At 43.0% G+C, this 18594-nt stretch carries 14 protein-coding genes, 1 pseudogene and 1 riboswitch; of the genes and pseudogenes, 4 read left to right on the forward strand and 11 right to left on the reverse strand.

The window, feature by feature from the left end:
- Nucleotides 1-20: 20 nt before the first annotated feature.
- Complete coding sequence (gene rlmD / locus BSCG_RS08360) at nt 21-1391, reverse strand: 23S rRNA (uracil(1939)-C(5))-methyltransferase RlmD (protein ID WP_256379265.1); 1371 nt, start codon at nt 1389-1391, stop codon at nt 21-23.
- Nucleotides 1392-1638: 247 nt separating this feature from the next.
- On the opposite strand from rlmD, the gene ppdK reads away from it, so the two are divergent.
- The 3 genes from ppdK (at nt 1639) to BSCG_RS08345 (ending at nt 5887) form a co-directional block, all read left to right on the forward strand.
- Entirely contained in the window at nt 1639-4359 is a 2721-nt protein-coding gene (gene ppdK, locus BSCG_RS08355) for a pyruvate, phosphate dikinase (RefSeq protein WP_008776651.1), read from the forward strand.
- Between the two features lie 244 nt (nt 4360-4603).
- A complete protein-coding gene (locus BSCG_RS08350; RefSeq protein ID WP_004295700.1) occupies nt 4604-5119 on the forward strand; it encodes an outer membrane beta-barrel protein in 516 nt (171 codons plus the stop codon).
- Between the two features lie 195 nt (nt 5120-5314).
- Nucleotides 5315-5887: a porin family protein gene (locus BSCG_RS08345; RefSeq protein ID WP_004295701.1), complete on the forward strand. Its 573-nt coding sequence runs from the start codon at nt 5315-5317 to the stop codon at nt 5885-5887.
- Between the two features lie 135 nt (nt 5888-6022).
- Here BSCG_RS08345 and BSCG_RS08340 read toward each other — a convergent pair whose 3' ends face one another.
- The 10 genes and pseudogenes from BSCG_RS08340 to BSCG_RS08295 form a co-directional block, all read right to left on the reverse strand.
- Entirely contained in the window at nt 6023-6631 is a 609-nt protein-coding gene (locus BSCG_RS08340; RefSeq protein ID WP_004295702.1) for a thiamine phosphate synthase, read from the reverse strand.
- Nucleotides 6632-6693: 62 nt separating this feature from the next.
- Complete coding sequence (locus BSCG_RS08335) at nt 6694-7386, reverse strand: HesA/MoeB/ThiF family protein (RefSeq protein ID WP_004303541.1); 693 nt, start codon at nt 7384-7386, stop codon at nt 6694-6696.
- Between the two features lie 4 nt (nt 7387-7390).
- The gene (gene thiH / locus BSCG_RS08330) at nt 7391-8515 is read right to left on the reverse strand and encodes a 2-iminoacetate synthase ThiH (RefSeq protein WP_004295704.1); all 1125 of its coding nucleotides are present in this window, start codon (nt 8513-8515) and stop codon (nt 7391-7393) included.
- Between the two features lie 79 nt (nt 8516-8594).
- Nucleotides 8595-10292, reverse strand: a complete 1698-nt coding sequence (gene thiC / locus BSCG_RS08325; RefSeq protein ID WP_004303540.1) for a phosphomethylpyrimidine synthase ThiC — start codon at nt 10290-10292, stop codon at nt 8595-8597.
- 13 nt (nt 10293-10305) lie between these two features.
- Nucleotides 10306-11080, reverse strand: a pseudogene (locus BSCG_RS08320) (thiazole synthase).
- Nucleotides 11081-11124: 44 nt separating this feature from the next.
- On the reverse strand, nt 11125-11742 hold the full coding sequence (locus BSCG_RS08315; RefSeq protein WP_008776653.1) for a thiamine phosphate synthase: 618 nt from the start codon (nt 11740-11742) through the stop codon (nt 11125-11127).
- Between the two features lie 4 nt (nt 11743-11746).
- Nucleotides 11747-11947 (reverse strand): sulfur carrier protein ThiS, encoded by a 201-nt coding sequence (thiS, locus tag BSCG_RS08310; protein WP_008776654.1) that lies wholly within the window; start codon nt 11945-11947, stop codon nt 11747-11749.
- A gap of 60 nt (nt 11948-12007) precedes the next feature.
- Nucleotides 12008-12101, reverse strand: a riboswitch (TPP riboswitch).
- A gap of 55 nt (nt 12102-12156) precedes the next feature.
- Nucleotides 12157-14139, reverse strand: coding sequence for a sensor histidine kinase (locus tag BSCG_RS08305; RefSeq protein WP_008776655.1), 1983 nt, complete (start codon nt 14137-14139; stop codon nt 12157-12159).
- A 151-nt stretch (nt 14140-14290) separates the two neighbouring features.
- Nucleotides 14291-14908, reverse strand: coding sequence for a superoxide dismutase (locus BSCG_RS08300; protein WP_004295710.1), 618 nt, complete (start codon nt 14906-14908; stop codon nt 14291-14293).
- Between the two features lie 75 nt (nt 14909-14983).
- On the reverse strand, nt 14984-16723 hold the full coding sequence (locus tag BSCG_RS08295; RefSeq protein ID WP_008776656.1) for a hypothetical protein: 1740 nt from the start codon (nt 16721-16723) through the stop codon (nt 14984-14986).
- A 146-nt stretch (nt 16724-16869) separates the two neighbouring features.
- Between BSCG_RS08295 and BSCG_RS08290 the strand changes: the two genes are divergently transcribed.
- Nucleotides 16870-18594, forward strand: a 1725-nt coding sequence (locus tag BSCG_RS08290; RefSeq protein WP_008776657.1) for an ATP-dependent helicase, incomplete at its 3' end; no start/stop codon positions are given.

Consider the following 18594-nt stretch of genomic DNA (forward strand, 5'->3'; position numbering starts at 1 on the left):
AATTCTATTATCATCACGGATTATCGAAGTTCCAGCAACACCACATTTTCTACGTGGTGGGTGTGAGGGAACATATCTACCGGTTGAATGGCTTTCACCTTGTATTTCTCATCGAGTAATTGCAAATCCCGTGCTTGAGTAGCAGGATTACAACTTACATACACAATCCGTTTCGGTTCGGCAAACAAGATGACATCAACTACATCCTGGTGCATACCGGCACGAGGAGGATCAGTAATGATTACATCCGGGCGTCCATGCTGATTGATGAAATCCTGCGTCAGTATATCCTTCATATCACCGGCATAAAACAATGCATTCTTGATATCATTGATTTCTGCATTTACCTTTGCGTCTTCGATAGCTTCCGGCACATATTCGATACCGATTACCTGGCGAGCCTGGCGTGATACGAAGTTGGCGATTGTTCCCGTTCCTGTATAGAGGTCATATACCAGTTCGTTGCCTGTTAATCCGGTAAATTCACGGGCCACTTTATATAAATTATAAGCCTGTTCCGAGTTGGTCTGATAGAATGATTTCGGTCCTACTTTGAAACGCAGTCCCTCCATTTCTTCAAAGATGTGATCTTTCCCTTTAAATACATGCACATCCAAATCATTGATTGTGTCATTGCACTTATTATTAATAATGTATAGAAGAGAAGTGATTTCTGGGAAAGAGTCCGCTACGAATTGGAGTAACTGCTTGAACAGTTCCATTTCGTGATCTTCCGTAATCTTGCAAATGACGATTACCATCAGTTCGCCAGTTGAAGAGGTGCGTACAATCATATTCCGCAGCATACCTTCCTGTGTGCGCAGATTGATGAAAGAGTAATCGTGTTCGTAAGCGTAGTCACGTACAGCGTTGCGGATACGGTTGGATATATCATCCTGTAACCAGCATTTCTCAATAGCCAGCACCTTGTCAAAGGCTCCCGGAATGTGGAAACCCACCGCATTCATCTGGTCATACTTCACATCCTGACGAACTTCTTCGTTTGTCAACCAGCGTTTATTTGAGAAGGTGAATTCCAGTTTGTTCCTGTAGAATTCCGTCTTGTCAGAACCGAGAATCGGAGAAATTTCGGGAAGTTCGATTTTCCCGATACGTCTCAAATTATCTTCCACTTGCTTTTGCTTATATCTGATCTGCTCCGAATAGGGGAGCACTTGCCACTTGCAGCCACCGCATACGCCATAGTGTTGGCAGAAAGGAACAGCGCGATTGGGCGACAGCTCGTGAAACTTCACCGCTTCAGCTTCGGCATATTTATTCTTTTTACGCTTGATTTGCAGGTCTACGACATCACCCGGCACTACATAGGGAACAAAAATCACCAGGTCGTTTACTTTTGCGATGGCTTTTCCTTCGGCAGCCACATCCATGATTGTTACCTTCTCCAATAAGGGAAGCTCTTTTTTCTTTCTTGCCACTTTTACACCAGTCTAATAATTACTTTGCAAAAGTAGGTATTTTTTTTGGAAAAAATTCGGGTATACAGAAATATTCCGGATTGTAATGTCGAAATTGCATTTTGATAGAAAGTTTTTTCGCAAAAAGTTTTCAAGTTTGCGAAATATCCTTAGATTTGCGAACAGAAAAAAATCATAATGTAACTTTAAACACAATATTATGGATAAAAAAAGAGTTTATACCTTTGGTAATGGTCAGGCAGAAGGAAAGGCTGACATGAAGAATTTGCTCGGTGGTAAGGGAGCCAACCTTGCAGAAATGAATTTAATCGGAATTCCTGTCCCTCCCGGATTCACAATAACTACAGATGTTTGTACGGAATACAATACGTTAGGACGTGATAAAGTGGTTGAGCTACTGAAAGATGAAGTGGTAAAAGCGATCACTCACGTGGAAACGTTGATGAAATCTAAATTCGGTGACGTTGAAAATCCTTTGTTGGTGTCTGTACGTTCCGGTGCGCGCGCATCTATGCCGGGTATGATGGATACGATTCTGAACTTGGGATTGAATGACGAAGTGGTAGAAGGTATTATCCGTAAGACAGGTAATGCACGCTTTGCATGGGACTCTTATCGTCGTTTTGTGCAGATGTACGGTGACGTAGTATTGGGCATGAAGCCTACCAATAAAGATGATATCGACCCGTTCGAAGCAATCATTGAAGAGGTGAAGAAAGCGAAAGGGGTAGAACTGGATAACGAGTTGAAAGTGGAAGACTTGCAGGAACTCGTAAAGAAATTTAAGGCTGCCGTAAAGGAACAGACCGGAAAAGATTTCCCGACTGGTGCATACGAACAACTTTGGGGAGCTATATGTGCCGTATTTGATTCATGGATGAATGAACGCGCTATCCTTTACCGTAAGATGGAAAGTATACCTGATGAATGGGGTACAGCTGTCAATGTACAGGCTATGGTGTTCGGTAATATGGGTGAAACTTCGGCTACTGGTGTTTGTTTCTCACGTGATGCCGGTACGGGTGAAGACCTTTTCAATGGTGAATATCTGATTAACGCACAAGGTGAAGACGTAGTGGCCGGTATCCGTACTCCGCAACAGATCACCAAGATTGGTTCTCAACGTTGGGCTGTATTGGCTGGTGTGACCGAAGATGTTCGCGCAGCGAAGTTCCCTTCCATGGAAGAGGCAATGCCGGAAATCTATAAAGAATTAGATGCTCTCCAGACTAAACTGGAAAATCATTATAAAGATATGCAGGACATGGAGTTCACCGTACAAGAAGGTAAACTCTGGTTCCTTCAGACACGTAAGGGTAAGCGTACAGGTGCTGCTATGGTGAAGATCGCTATGGATTTGCTCCGTCAGGGCATGATTGACGAAAAGACTGCTTTGATGCGCGTGGAACCGAATAAACTCGATGAATTGCTTCACCCTGTATTCGATAAGGATGCTTTGAAGAAAGCCAAAGTGTTGACTCGTGGTCTTCCGGCTTCTCCGGGTGCTGCAACCGGTCAGGTGGTGTTCTTTGCTGACGACGCTGCTGAATGGCATGCTGCCGGTAAACGTGTGGTAATGGTTCGTATCGAAACTTCTCCGGAAGACTTGGCCGGTATGGCAGTTGCCGAAGGTATTCTTACGGCTCGTGGCGGTATGACTTCTCATGCTGCTGTTGTGGCTCGTGGTATGGGTAAATGTTGTGTATCAGGTGCAGGTGCATTGAATATCGATTATAAAAACCGTACCGTAGAAATTGACGGTGTTGTGTTGAAAGAAGGCGATTATATCTCTCTGAACGGAAGTACAGGTGTAGTTTATAATGGTAAGGTAGAAACACAGGCTGCAGAACTTTCCGGTGACTTTGCTGAATTAATGACGCTGGCTGATAAGTATACTCGTCTGCAGGTACGTACGAATGCAGATACTCCTCATGATGCGGAAGTGGCTCGTAACTTCGGTGCAGTAGGTATTGGGCTTTGCCGTACGGAACACATGTTCTTCGAAGGTGAAAAGATCAAGGCAATGCGTGAAATGATTCTGGCGGAAAATGCGGAAGGACGTCGTAAAGCATTGGCTAAGATTCTTCCATATCAACAAGAAGACTTTAAGGGTATCTTTAAAGCAATGGCTGGTTGTCCGGTAACGGTTCGTTTGCTCGATCCTCCTTTGCATGAGTTCGTTCCTCACGATTTGAAGGGACAGCAGGAAATGGCAGATACTATGGGTGTGAGCCTGCAATATATCCAGCAACGTGTAGAATCATTGTGTGAGCATAACCCGATGTTGGGTCACCGTGGTTGCCGTCTGGGAAATACTTATCCTGAAATTACACAGATGCAGACACGTGCCATCTTGGGTGCTGCACTCGAATTGAAGAAAGAAGGAGTGGAAACTCATCCGGAAATCATGGTTCCATTAACTGGTATCTTGTATGAATTCAAGGAGCAGGAAAATGTAATCCGTGCGGAAGCTAAGAAGTTGTTTGAGGAAGTAGGAGATAGCATTGACTTCAAAGTGGGTACAATGATTGAAATTCCGCGTGCCGCTTTGACTGCCGACCGTATCGCTTCTTCTGCCGAGTTCTTCTCATTCGGTACAAATGACTTAACGCAGATGACCTTCGGTTATTCTCGTGATGATATAGCTTCTTTCCTTCCTGTTTATCTGGAAAAGAAGATTTTGAAAGTAGACCCGTTCCAGGTTCTCGATCAGAATGGTGTGGGACAGTTGGTACGTATGGCTACAGAAAAGGGCCGTGCTATCCGTCCGGATCTGAAATGTGGTATTTGTGGTGAACATGGCGGTGAGCCTTCTTCAGTGAAATTCTGTCACCGGGTAGGTTTGAACTACGTTAGTTGTTCTCCATTCAGAGTGCCGATTGCCAGATTGGCGGCTGCGCAGGCAGCAATAGAAGGATAGTCAAATACGCTGGTTAGGTACTTAACTATCTGATAAATAGACTGTAAATACTTGTGAAAGTATTTGCAGTCTATTTTATTTTATGCCTGTTGGGTACTGATGTCCGTTTACCATCCAATATTTATTTGGTATTTATTATAAAAAACTAACTAAATGTTTGTTTAATCATAAAAACAGCTTTACATTTGCACCCCAGAAATCGACCGAATTGGGGTCTAACGTTTAATTTAAAAAAACAAAGAAAATGAAAAAGGGTTTATTATTGGTAGTTGTAATGTTAGCAACTATCGCTGTAAAAGCACAAGACATTTACGTAGGCGGATCTTTGAACGTTTGGCGTAACAGCACAGGCAACACTACTTCTTTTAAAGTTGCTCCGGAAGTTGGATACAACTTTAATGAAACATGGGCATTGGGTGCTGAATTGGATTATTCACATAATTATAATGGTGGACTAACAAAGAATTCAGTAATTGTTGCTCCATACATTCGTTGGTCTTACTGTGAAACCGGTGCGGTTCGCCTGTTTCTGGACGGAACTGCTGCTCTCGGCTTCGTGAAGGTTAAAGACGGAGACACTACTAAAGCCGGACAAGTGGGACTTAGACCGGGGATTGCTGTTAAATTGAACGATCACTTCTCTTTCATTGCCAAGTATGGTTTCCTGGGATATCGTAGAAATATAAATACGCTTGGAGATTCTTTTGGTCTTGAACTTACTAGTGAAGATCTTTCAATTGGTTTCCATTACGCATTCTAATAAGAAGAAAACAAATCAACAAATTAGGAAAGGGAGTTCTCAAAAATAGGGAATTCCCTTTTTTTATGTATAATCTCTATAAATTGCGCACTTGTTAACGAAAAAGTTGTTTAATACAAATTACAATTATACATTTGTATTGTTAAACAATGAGGTCAATAGAAACCTTTAGTATTAATTTAAAACTTTAAAATTATGAAGAAGAGTGTTTTGTTTGTTTTATTTGCACTGATTTCAGTGGCAGGTTTCTCTCAAATTACAGGTTGGAATGCCAAAGTAGGTATGAACTTTAGTAATTACACCGGTGATCTTGATCTGAATGCAAAGGTTGGATTCAAACTTGGTGGAGGTTTTGAATATGCTTTTACTGATACATGGTCACTGCAACCTTCATTATTCTTAACTAGTAAAGGTGCAAAGAAAGATGGCAATAGCATTAATGCAATGTATTTGGAATTGCCAGTAATGGCTGCTGCACGTTTCAATGTAGCAGATAATACTAATCTGGTGGTGAATGCAGGTCCTTATTTTGCTTGTGGTATTGCCGGTAAAACAAAGTTTGACTTAGGTAATGACACAGAACGTAAAGTCGACACTTTTGGTGATGATGCTTTGAAGCGTTTTGATGCAGGTCTTGGTGTAGGAGTTGCATTGGAATTTGGTAGAATCATTGCAGGCTTGGATGGTCAATTTGGTCTGGTTGATGTGGAAAAAGTTGGTAATCCTAAAAACATGAACTTCTCTATTATCGTGGGATATAAGTTCTGATAAGAAAACACCGAAATACAGAAAGCCGTTGCGGAAGACAATTCGCGGCGGCTTTTTTATTTTATGATTGAGAAAGTCATTTCCTTTATTGGATATACAATAGGAATGTACAGTCAGTTTACTATCGGCTTTTTATTAATCTGATAGCTTTTTCAACTTTTTAAAGTGCTCGATTACGGCTAAATAGTTCTGATCCTGACAGGCGTCGAATTTGTTCCAAAGATCTCCTAATACGACAGCTCCTCCGAAACCGAAATCTTTAATCTCCAGCAAATTATCTTCATTGATACCTCCCAATGCCATCACTTTCGAATCGATAATTTTGGCTCTTTGTGCTTCACGCAATTCTTCGGCAGTATATGTTGAATAGTAATTCACTTTAGAGATACTATCATAAATAGGACTCATAAAAACATAGTCGTAAAAATGCTTTCTGTTTTTTACCTCCTCCACTGAATGGCACGAACAGCTGATGTGACCATAATAATCATGCGGCTCTTTGGGATTACGTGCATTCAGGTGGATACCCATCAGATTAAATTCTTCTTTCAAATAGAAATGTTCATGCGTGACGATACGGCGGTGATATTTATCCGGAATAAGTGTCAATAGCCGTTCCGAATACATAGCCGGAGTTTCCGGCTTCCTAAGATGTAGGACATCCAGCCCCTCTTCGAAAAGAGCGGTAATAATCTTATCTTCTTCGACGAAGAAGGTAGGGGTGGTAACTACAATTAGTTTCATTTCTTTTGTTAAAATTGGATTGCTTAGCAAAGTTACTAATTAACTATGTCAGAAACCAACCTTTATAGTGAAAATTTGTTAGATTGCCATGTCCGCAGGTCGATTGTCCATAGTTCGCCGGCTAAAACATCTCCAAAATCACAGATTATTTTCAGCACTTCCGTAGCTTCAACACTTCCTACAATGGCAGGAGTAACTCCCATCACACCTTTAGGAGGAGGAGGCATCCGTTGCATTTCTTCTTCGTCAGGATAAAGATCCCGGTAGTTCTTTTTCTGGTTTCCGTAGTTGAATACAGAAACCTGTCCTTCAAAACCGCAGATAGCACCATATACGTAAGGCTTTTTCTGCTCTATGCAGATATCGTTAATCAGGTAACGGGTGGCAAAGTTGTCACAGCCGTCGACTACTATATCATATTCCTGAATGATATGATAAGCATTTTCTTTTGTCAACCTGGTAGAGTAGGGATGTATTCTGATCTCGCTGTTGAGAGCGGAGAGCCGTTCCGCTGCACAGATAGCTTTCGGTTTACCCAATTCTTTTTCGGAATAGAGAACTTGTCGTTGCAGGTTAGTGATGCTTACCAAATCGTCATCTACCAGTCCGAGACATCCCACACCGGCGCCTGCCAGGTAGAGAGCGATGGGAGAGCCTAGCCCTCCCACACCTACAATAAGCACTTTGGCTTCCTGCAGTTTCTTCTGACCTTCTTCTCCGATTTCGGGAAGTATGATTTGTCTATCGTATCGCATCTGCCTATCTTTTAAAATCAAAAGACTGATCCCAATCTTTCCAAACTGGTTCGCGACCTAGTTTCTTCAAGTCACGTTCCACTTCAACCGCCTTTCGCTCATCACTTACGTGAAATTGTTCCAGGGTTTGAGGATAACTGTAATATCCTCCGGGTTCAGTTTTACTCTCCGCACTCATGGTTGTAACACCGAGCGTTGCCATGTGATTTCGGATTTCTGCACTTTCACGGGTGGAATAGGAGATATCTACGTCGTGGTCGAAGATTCGCATCGCGAATGTAAGTTGAGCCAGTTCCCGGTCGTTCATGACTACATTCGGTTGGAAGCCGCCATTTTCAGACGGGCGCATACGTGGGAAATTTACGCTGTATTTCGTTTTCCAGTAATGCTTTTGCAAATAACGTAGATGATAAGCCATCATCGTTACGTCTGTCCGCCATTCTTCCAAGCCGATCAGGACACCCATGCCAATCTTATGTACACCTGCCTGTCCCATACGGTCGAAGCCGTCTACACGCCATTCGAATTTAGACTTCATGCCTCTCGGATGATATGTCTTGTAATTTGCTTTATGGTAAGTCTCTTGAAAACAGATCACTCCATTCAGACCATGATTAGTCAGTTCCTGATATTCTTCTGCTTTAAGGGGCATTACTTCAATTTGCAGGTTGCTGAAATAAGGTTTTGCCAAATCCAGCGCCCGGGCAATGTAGGGAACACCTGCTGCGGCAGGGTTTTCACCGGTTACGAGCAGTAGGTTCTCAAAAGGAGCCAGTCGTTTGATGGCTTTGTATTCGTTGACAATCTCTTCCTCTGTCAGTATCGTTCTCTTCATCGGATTGCTGATGTGGAAACCGCAATAGACGCAGGAGTTGGTACATGAATTAGTCAGGTAGAGCGGTACGAACATGGAGATAGTCTTACCGAACCGTTCCATCGTATATTTCTGACTAAGGCGTGCCATCACTTCCAGATAAGGAGTGGCGGCAGGTGAAATCAGCGCCATAAAGTCGTTGACATCCAGATGCTCTTTTTTACCCAATGCACGGCGTACGTCGGCATCTGTTTTGGAATAGATGGCTTTTGTCGTCTCTTCCCAGGATATTTTTTCTAATTCGTCGGAGAACATTTTAATCAATTAAAAATTAAAAATTGAAATGAGGGGAGAAGGTAGGTCAGTGGGCTGACTTTCTGTTTCTCCCTACTCATTATTTGTTGGTTTTAGCGCTTTTCTTTAAATCGCGTGACAATCTCATTGCACAGAAATTAGGTCCGCACATCGTACAATATTCTCCATCGATATGATGTCCTGCACGAAAATAGGTCTGCGCCCGCTCCGGGTCGAGAGACAGGTCGAACTGATCTTTCCAGCGGAACTCATAGCGAGCTTTACTCAATGCGTTGTCTCGTACCTGTGCACCCGGGTGTCCTTTTGCCAGGTCAGCGGCATGAGCGGCTATCTTGTAGGTAATGACTCCTACGCGTACGTCCTCTTTGTCGGGTAAGGCAAGGTGTTCTTTCGGAGTGACATAACAAAGCATAGCCGTACCCAGCCATCCGATTTGTGCGGCACCGATAGCAGAAGTGATATGGTCGTATCCGGGAGCAATATCCGTCACCAACGGGCCGAGTGTATAGAATGGGGCGTCATGGCATTTTTCAATCTGACGTTCCATGTTCTCTTTGATTTTATGCATCGGAACGTGTCCGGGGCCTTCAATAAATGCCTGAACATTCTTATCCCAGGCACGAAGCACTAATTCTCCCATGGTATCCAGTTCGGCGAACTGCGCTTCATCGTTCGCATCGTAGATAGAACCCGGACGAAGTCCGTCGCCTAAAGAAACGGCTACATCATATTGTGCCAGGATATCACAAATATCATCAAAGTGATCGTATAAGAAACTTTCCTGATCGTGTACGAGACACCATTTACTCATTATGCTTCCTCCACGGCTGACAATACCGCACAACCGCTTATCGGCAAGATGAACATTATGGCGGCGGATCCCTGCATGAATGGTGAAGTAATCTACACCTTGTTCACATTGTTCAATCAATGTATCCCGGTAGATTTCCCAGGTGAGGTCTTCCACTATGCCGTTCACCTTTTCAAGTGCCTGATAAATAGGAACCGTGCCGACGGGTACGGGACAATTACGGATAATCCATTCGCGTGTTTCATGGATATTTTCTCCTGTGGAAAGATCCATCAAGGTATCGCCACCCCATTTGCAGCTCCACAATGCTTTCTCCACTTCTTCATCTATGCTTGAGGTAGTAGCCGAATTTCCGATATTCGTATTGATTTTCACAAGGAAGTTGCGTCCGATAATCATCGGTTCAGCTTCTGGGTGGTTGATATTGGCCGGTAATACAGCACGTCCTTCTGCAATCTCCTGACGGACAAATTCTGGAGTAATGTGGGTCTTAATTCCCAATTCCTCGCAATTCATGTTCTCGCGGATTGCTACATATTCCATTTCAGGGGTGATAATCCCTCTTTTGGCGTATGCCATTTGAGTGATTGCTTCTCCTTTTTTAGCGCGATAGGGCAGAGCGATGTGCTCGAAACGTAAGTGATCGAGACTTTTATCGTCCCTTCTCATTTGTCCGTATTCCGAAGTAATTTCGGGAAGTTGTTCCACATCACCACGGCCTACAATCCATTCTTCACGCATACGGGGCAGTCCTTTTTTAAGATCAATGCTCATATCTGCATCGCTGAACGGTCCGCTGGTATCATATACATATATCTCCGGGTTCGGTGTTGCTATCTTTTCTTCGCCTTCAAAGCTGACACTGGGCACTTGTTCCACTTTCCGCATCGCTACACGGATATTCGGATAAAGTTTACCGGGTAAATAGACTTTCTGCGAGCGGGGGAATTTTATTTTTTGTTCCATAGTTTATTCGTTTTTAATCAAGAAAAGCCGTTAGAGGTGAACTTGCTTCTGCCACGAAGTCGACGGCTTGTAATCCTAATCCTGCTTCGTAAGCCTGTCTTCCGGCTTCTGTAGCCGCTTTGAATGCTTTTGCCATTTCTACCGGATTTCCGGCAACGGCTATTGCGGTATTAACTAATACAGCGGAAGCTCCCAGTTCCATTGCTTTCGGCAGCATGACTGGGTGCACCGATACCCGCATCTACGACTACCGGGATACCTGCCTGTTCGATAATGATTTGCAGGAATTCTTTGGTCTGCAATCCTTTATTGGTACCGATTGGTGCACCGAGCGGCATAACGGTAGCTGCGCCCGCTTCTTCCAGACGTTTGCAGAGTACAGGGTCAGCCTGACAATAAGGCAACACGATAAAACCCAGTTTTACCAGTTCTTCCGTAGCTTTCAGTGTCTCGATAGAGTCAGGGAGCAGATAGCGTGGGTCCGGGTGAATTTCCAGTTTCAGCCAGTTTGTTCCAAAGGCTTCGCGAGCCAGTTGTGCTGCAAAAACAGCCTCCTCTGCATTACGTACACCGGAAGTATTGGGCAATAGCTGAATATTCGGATGAATAATATGTTTCAGCATGTCATCCTCTTTGTTGTCCATGTCGATTCGTTTCATGGCAACAGTAACCATTTCCGTGCCTGAAGCCAGAATAGCTTGTTCCATTACTTCATTGGAATTGAATTTTCCTGTTCCCAGGAAAAGACGGGAGTTAAATTCGCGTCCCGCAATTACTAACTTTTCCATTCTATATATATTATAAATTAAATTACTGATTGTACATCATTGCTTTACGCATGATTCAGGATTCTACGTGTTTCTTCTACCGGATTATCTGCTCCGAGAATAGTTCCTGACAGGGCTATTCCATTTACTCCTGTATGAAGTATGGCAGGAATATCCTCAAAAGTGATTCCTCCGATAGCTACAACGGGGATTTCGATATTCGCTTCCTTCATCTGTGAAAGAATAGAAGAATAGCCCTCTAAACCCAGTACAGGGCTTAGATTCTTTTTAGTGGTAGTAAACCGGAAAGGACCAATGCCGAGATAATCGGCTCCGGCACGATAGTGTTGTACGACATCTTCGAAAGTGTTTGCAGTGCCACCGATAATAAAGGCTTCACCAAGTATTTGGCGGGCCTGGTCGATAGGCATATCCTTTTTGCCTAGATGCACACCGTCCACTTCCAGCTTTTTGGCCAGTTCGACGTGGTCATCCAGAATCAGGATTGCTTCGTGCTCTTTGCAAAGCGGCTTCAGTTGCAGGGCTACTGCTTCCACTTCTTCGAGAAGAGCGTCTTTCATACGTAGCTGGATCCATTTGCATCCGCCTTCGAGTGCCATACGTGCCGATTCGAGGTACGAATACCGTTCGGTCTGATGCATGATAAATTGTAGACTAATCATCTCCTTATCCTCCGCAAGCCGCTTTGATGATCACCAGGTTATCGTTCTCGTGTAGAATGAAACACTCCCATTCGGTACGGGGAATCATTTTGTTGTTTACGGCGATAGCAATGCCTTGAACCGGAAGTTCGAGCTGTGCTGTCAGTTGTGTAAGGGTAGAGTCGGGAGTAATTTCCACCTCTTTGTTGTTCACTTGTACTTTCATTGTCCTATCAGAATAAATAAGTTGAAAGTAAATACAAAGAGCGTGCTTGAATGGAAAGGCGATAAGAAGAAACACAATCCCTACGTCAGTACTAACTGCCTCAGGTTCCTAGGGTATAATCTCAGCCCCTCATGGGGCACCCCTTTGTCTTTACGGGGACAAAGTAAGTGAAAAAGAAACAGAAAAACACTAAATCATTCGATTTTTTTTCATTTTTCTGTTGATTCCTGTTTTTTGATAGGATGAGAAAAGATAAATCGGGCGCCATTTTTGTAATTCTTGTCAATCCAGATATCACCTCCCATATATTGGATGGTCAGTTTGCAGATAGCCAGTCCCAATCCTGTACCCTGTACGAACTCGTTCAGCTTTTCGAAACGTTGGAATACCAGCTCCTGTTTATCTTCGGGGATTCCGGTGCCGGTATCAGTTACCGAGAACAGCATACATTGCTTTTTTTCGTCCACTTCATAATCCAGCGTAATACTTCCTCCGGCAGGAGTGAATTTCAAGGCATTGTTCAGCAGATTGATAATAATCTGCTGCAGGCGCAAGGGATCTGTGTAGAGCATGTAAGGCTCTTTAGGCATTTGCAGTTTAATGTCTACATCCATTGTCTTGTTCCGGTTGGTCAGAGTAATCATATTCTGGCAATGGTTCACCAGCTCACACCATTCATAGTTGAATTGCAGTTTTCCTGATTCCAGGCGTGATATATCCAGTACATCACTAATCAGTTGGAGCAACAAATTGGAGTTGGTCTGGACAATATCTGCGTATTCTTTCAGTTCGTTATTCTGCTCTACCGAACCGATAATCAGGCTGGAGAAACCGACAATAGCATTTAGCGGAGTCCGTATCTCGTGGCTCATATTCGAAACAAAGGCACTTTTCAGCTGATTAGCTTCTTCGGCGCGCTCTTTAGCATCACGCAATTCGACTTCAGACTCTTCCAGTTTCTTTTTATCTTCCCGTAGTTGTTTCGTAGTTCTTTCAAGGTGATTCTTCAGGATTTTAGTCCGGTAATAGTAATACAGCGAAATCATTAGACTTCCTACTAATACGAGAAATATAATCAGGATGAATTGCACTTCTGTCTTATAGGCCACAAAGAACGGGATGGGCTGATTGATTACCATTGAGTTGACAGGTAACTTCTTGTTTCCAAATCCCCATTCCTTTAGTTTCTTCGCATCAAATTTATATCTGTTGGGTAAGATATTGATGCTGCTGATACCCGTTTCCTTTTGGTCTAAAAAGCGGTAAGCATATTCTCCCATGCTTTTTCCCACTCCTTCATATTGCGGGACATATCCTCCGATAGCCCAGTAACCTATTGCGGTAGAAGTCATGCTGAACATAGGCAGGAGAGGATTGGCTTTGGAAAAAGCATAAACGGAGTTATTCATGTAAGTAATACCCCGGTTATCGATTCTCCAGATGCCAAGCAACATGACTGTGTTTCTGGGAAGATTGCGCAATTGACTGGCAGCCATATCGAGTGTATGGATGCGGCCATCGACGTAGGTGATAGACAACTGTGGGAAATGTTGCAGGTTTTTCTTGAACCATGCCAGTTCGGCAAGTCCGTTGTATGTGTTATCCGATACAAATACAAGGTGTTCTGTTTCCGGATAGAAATCCTGTATCATTTCAATATCTTTTTTAATGTCATATTCGTATGTGCTACAATATCTTACGTTGTATTCCTTCATGCGTTCCATTAAGTTAATGCTTTCGGGATTATAGCTTCGGATGTCGGTCGAATCCTCCGGAATACGTATTCCGTTGCGTGATGCCATTGCACAGAAAACAGGAAGCTGCTTGTACTTTTCATCTTCGAGATGGAGGAAACTGCTCCATGCTTCACCACCCAGGAGAATAACTAATTTGGCTTTCGGATGTTTGTCCAGAATATCGGTCAATGTTTTTTTCCATTGATGCGCCTGCGTTAAGTCTGTTGCATTCATATTTTCTACCATGGTCGAATATCTTCCTCCCAATTGGGTGTAGGTCTCTATAAATGTGCTGATGTTATCGTAGGTATATTTAGTGTCAGAATTATAAGAGGTGATAAACAGGATTTCTTCCTCAGATTCTTCTGTGGTGGCAGCATTGCCGAAAAGGGGGAGGAAAAGGAGTACAGCAATGGAGACAATAAATCGTATTTTTTTTCTTTTATACAGTATCATAATTGTTTGTTATGTTGTTTTATGAGTTGCAAAAATACAACTAATGCATCTGATATACAATAAAAGTCTGTTTCTTTTTAATCTGTAAAAAAGGTCGCTGTGAAAAACACAACGACCTTTTCCATAAGTATAGTTTAGCTTGTAAATTTGATTACATTCTTTTTTCAACCACATCCCAGTCGATGATATCCCACAGGGCGTTTACGTGGTCGGCACGGCGGTTCTGGTAATCCAGATAATAGGAGTGTTCCCAAACGTCAAATCCAAGAAGTGGTTTCAAACCGGCACGTACCGGATTGCTGCCGTTCCCCTCTTTAGTGATTTTCAGTTTACCGTCTTTATCTACGGATAGCCAAGCCCATCCTGAACCAAACAATCCGACTGCTGCTGCATTGAATTCTTTCTTGAAGTTTTCAAAGCTGCCAAAGTCACGTTTGATGGCTTCTCCCAGTTTACCGGCCGGCTCCTTCTTTGAAGGTTTCGGGGCAAATTGCAGGAAGTACAGGTTGTGGTTCAATACTTGTCCGGCGTTATTGAATATAGCTCCATCCGGTGCGGCTGCAACGATTTCTTCTACCGTTTTACCTTCATATTCTGTTCCGGGCACGAGGCTATTCAGATTATTTACATACGTTTGTAGATGTTTTCCGTAATGGAAATCTATTGTTTGCTGACTGATTACAGGTTCCAACGCATTGTTAGCGTAAGGAAGTTTAGGCATTTCGTAAGTCATGGTCATCATAATTAAAGACATTAATATAGTATTCATAATGTTACAAGTTTTAATTGGCTTGTTATACTATAATAACAGAAGCCCTTTGCAAAATGTTCACAGCATCTTACTTTATTTGTAAATGTACTGTATGCGTTCCACTTCTTTTGGATGCTCACGGTCGGTCCGGCAGATCCATTGGCCCGTATTATCATATTCATAATAAGAATTGCTATCGATCTGGTTTCCGTATTTATCGTACAGGCAGGTCAGGCATCCCGATGTTTTCTGGTTATTGCCTAAAATCCGTTGGTAAACGATTTGTGTCAGATAACCGTATTTATCGTATTCATAAGCATCTTTTTGTGAAATAATCTGATCCGAAGAATTGGCAAAAAGCAGGTTTTGATGTTGGGATGAAATCAATCTGCCTTTATCATCATATTTGTTTGCGGTGTACGCCTGAAGTTCTCCATTCTTATTATACTCTTTGGTTTCGGTCAATAACCCCTGTTTATTATAGGAACTTATGATGACTCTTCCATCTGTATACTTGAGCGAATCACTCTCGATACTTCCGTCCGTACCGATACGGCGTGTCCGTCGGTAGAGATCCGTTTTGGTTTTCGGATTCGTTTGCACTTCAAAGATGCAGTGACCTTGCGGATCGTATAATCTGTTCGTTTGTATTTCATTGCTTGGCTGACCGTTCTTTACGGTAAGCGACAATGTAGAAATGAGCTGTCCCTTATCGTCATACGAATAAGTGGTCGAGGTATTTCCCGTACTGTCATTTTCCGCAGACTTAATCAATCGTCCTCCATTATAGTATTTCACAGAAGTAGGAGTGGATATGATTGTTTGCAGAATAAACGGTGTCCGTAGTGCATTGGCCTGGTCACGAAATTCCTTGTATCTGTGTGTGCAAAGAAAATCCTGCAGCATACTCAAAGATTCGGAATTAACAATGGCAGCTTTTAAAAGCTCAAAATCAGCTTTTTCACTAAGATATTCAAGGTCGTCCAGATGAGTACGTGCTATGGAAGTCAGGTAAGGTGATTGCTTATACTCGTCAATAATCTGCCGGATGGCTGTTGCGTTTCCTTTCTCCCGGAGGCTGTCGATTCCTTGAAACAGAAAATCATCGTATAACGCGCGAACTTCCGGAAGGAATGGACGCGTATCTTTATCCGTGAAGAATTTCTGCATGTTGGCGTTATCAAAAAATGCCTTGAAATTCGCTGATGTCGGATTACTCTTTACAATCTGGTAAAGCCGTTTGTTTTCCGCAGTGTTGATTTGAGAGATAAATTTGCCGTTCGGATATTCCGTGATGTACGTTTGATAAATATTCAGCGTAGGTGTTTTCAGCATACCTTCCAGTAAAGCCATTTCACGGATGTCCCGCACCTTTTGCAAGATGGCAGAATCTCCCGGATAACCGCTTGACTGGATACTGTCCATCAACGTCTTGCTAAAAGGAATTTGATCTTTCGAAGCATCCAGAATGGAGATAACGGCCAGTTCTGCTTTGTTTTGTACGTTGGAAAGTTGTATTTTCTCTTCTTCACAGATATTGGGAAAATAAGCTTTCGTTGCCCTTTCGTAGCATCCGAAATAGTTGGTGGCAGCCTGTTCGCTTTGCTCGTTCCACAATCCGTTGAGCACATCCAATAATGCCAGTTCCTCGGCATAATAGGTTTGTGTCTCGTCATCTATCTTATCACGGTTTTTCTGCCATTTGTCGGCGTCATTATCGTTCAGATACCTTAGCAGCTTTTCCAGGCGGCTCTGCTTTTGTGCCATTGCCTGTGGAATGCAGGCGACCAGAAACAAACTCAAAATAATCGATAAAAATATACTTCTTTTCATTGCTTTTTGGTGTTAGGTTAAAATAGTTAGTGATGAAAATTCATAAAAATACCTTCATTCTCGAATGAATATTATACTTTTGTATTGAGAACAAATTTGAATGCCAAGGGTTTGTTAAAAATCCACATTGTTTTTATAATGCTGTTATGAATACCAATTATATAGATGAATTGAACGAGAGTCAGTGTGCTGCAGTGACTTATAATGACGGTCCTTCGCTGGTGATAGCCGGTGCAGGTTCGGGGAAGACGCGTGTATTGACTTATAAAATCGCTTACTTGCTGGAACAGGAGAACGGCTACAATCCGTGGAATATCCTTGCACTGACCTTTACGAATAAGGCGGCGCGCGAGATGAAAGAGCGTATTGCCCGTCAGGTAGGTATGGAAAGGGCACGTTATTTGTGGATGGGGACTTTCCATTCCATCTTCTCACGGATTCTTCGTGCCGAAGCAACATTTATCGGGTTCACTTCCCAGTTCACCATCTATGATACGGCTGATAGTAAGAGCCTGCTTCGTTCCATCATCAAAGAGATGGGATTGGACGAGAAAACTTATAAACCGGGAGTAGTGCAGGCACGCATCTCCAATGCCAAAAACCATTTGGTCACTCCTACGGGATACGCTGCCAATAAAGAGGCTTACGAAGGAGATATGGCTGCCAAGATGCCTGCTATCCGTGATATCTATACTCGTTATTGGGACAGATGCCGTCAGGCGGGAGCGATGGATTTTGATGATTTATTGGTATATACCTATATTCTGTTTCGTGACTTTCCGGAAGTGCTGGCACGTTATCGCGATCAGTTCCGTTATGTATTGGTGGACGAGTATCAGGATACGAATTATGCGCAGCATAGCATTGTTCTACAACTGACTAAAGAAAATCAACGGGTCTGTGTAGTGGGAGACGATGCGCAAAGTATCTATTCTTTCCGTGGGGCGGATATTGACAATATTCTCTATTTTACAAAAATCTACCCCAATACGAAAGTTTTTAAACTGGAGCAGAATTATCGTTCCACACAAACCATTGTTTGTGCTGCCAATAGCTTGATTGAGAAGAATGAACGCCAGATACGGAAAGCCGTGTTTTCGGAGAAAGAAAAGGGGGAACCTATCGGCGTATTTCAGGCGTATAGCGATGTGGAAGAGGGAGATATTGTAGCTAATAAGATTGCAGAGCTACGACGGGAGTATCGCTACGGATATGCTGATTTTGCCATCCTGTATCGTACGAATGCACAAAGCCGTATTTTTGAAGAGGCTCTTCGGAAACGGAGTATACCTTATAAGATTTACGGAGGACTTTCGTTCTACCAGCGAAAAGAGATAAAAGATGTGATTGCTTATTTCCGTTTGGTAGTGAATCCGAATGATGAAGAAGCATTCAAGCGAATCATTAATTATCCGGCTCGTGGTATTGGAGATACGACAGTCGGGAAGATTATATCGGCGGCTACCGATCATGGCGTAAGTCTTTGGGCGGCACTCTGTGAACCATTGAGTTACGGACTGGATATAAATAAAGGAACGCATGCAAAACTGCAAGGCTTTCGTGAATTGATAGAAGGTTTCATTGTCGATCAGGCAGATAAGAACGCTTATGAAATAGGAACGAATATCATCCGTCAGTCCGGCATTATCAACGATGTTTGTCAGGACACATCCCCCGAGAATCTAAGCCGTAAGGAAAATATAGAAGAGTTGGTGAATGGAATGAATGACTTCTGCGCTTTGCGGCAGGAGGAGGGTAATCCGAATGTGTCTCTTACCGATTTCCTTTCGGAGATTGCATTGCTTACCGATCAGGATTCCGACAAGGCGGATGATGGGGAAAAGATAACGTTGATGACAGTTCATTCGGCT

This window comes from Bacteroides sp. 2_2_4, from assembly GCF_000157055.1.
Lineage (GTDB): Bacteria > Bacteroidota > Bacteroidia > Bacteroidales > Bacteroidaceae > Bacteroides > Bacteroides ovatus.

What these genes read in the sequence shown, in the direction of transcription:
- rlmD (WP_256379265.1), bottom strand. Translation starts at nt 1,391, where the DNA reads ATGGATGTGGCTGCCGAAGGAAAAGCCATCGCAAAAGTAAACGACCTG.
- ppdK (WP_008776651.1), top strand. Translation starts at nt 1,639, where the DNA reads ATGGATAAAAAAAGAGTTTATACCTTTGGTAATGGTCAGGCAGAAGGA.
- BSCG_RS08350 (WP_004295700.1), top strand. Translation starts at nt 4,604, where the DNA reads ATGAAAAAGGGTTTATTATTGGTAGTTGTAATGTTAGCAACTATCGCT.
- BSCG_RS08345 (WP_004295701.1), top strand. Translation starts at nt 5,315, where the DNA reads ATGAAGAAGAGTGTTTTGTTTGTTTTATTTGCACTGATTTCAGTGGCA.
- BSCG_RS08340 (WP_004295702.1), bottom strand. Translation starts at nt 6,631, where the DNA reads ATGAAACTAATTGTAGTTACCACCCCTACCTTCTTCGTCGAAGAAGAT.
- BSCG_RS08335 (WP_004303541.1), bottom strand. Translation starts at nt 7,386, where the DNA reads ATGCGATACGATAGACAAATCATACTTCCCGAAATCGGAGAAGAAGGT.
- thiH (WP_004295704.1), bottom strand. Translation starts at nt 8,515, where the DNA reads ATGTTCTCCGACGAATTAGAAAAAATATCCTGGGAAGAGACGACAAAA.
- thiC (WP_004303540.1), bottom strand. Translation starts at nt 10,292, where the DNA reads ATGGAACAAAAAATAAAATTCCCCCGCTCGCAGAAAGTCTATTTACCC.
- BSCG_RS08315 (WP_008776653.1), bottom strand. Translation starts at nt 11,742, where the DNA reads ATGATTAGTCTACAATTTATCATGCATCAGACCGAACGGTATTCGTAC.
- thiS (WP_008776654.1), bottom strand. Translation starts at nt 11,947, where the DNA reads ATGAAAGTACAAGTGAACAACAAAGAGGTGGAAATTACTCCCGACTCT.
- BSCG_RS08305 (WP_008776655.1), bottom strand. Translation starts at nt 14,139, where the DNA reads ATGATACTGTATAAAAGAAAAAAAATACGATTTATTGTCTCCATTGCT.
- BSCG_RS08300 (WP_004295710.1), bottom strand. Translation starts at nt 14,908, where the DNA reads ATGAATACTATATTAATGTCTTTAATTATGATGACCATGACTTACGAA.
- BSCG_RS08295 (WP_008776656.1), bottom strand. Translation starts at nt 16,723, where the DNA reads ATGAAAAGAAGTATATTTTTATCGATTATTTTGAGTTTGTTTCTGGTC.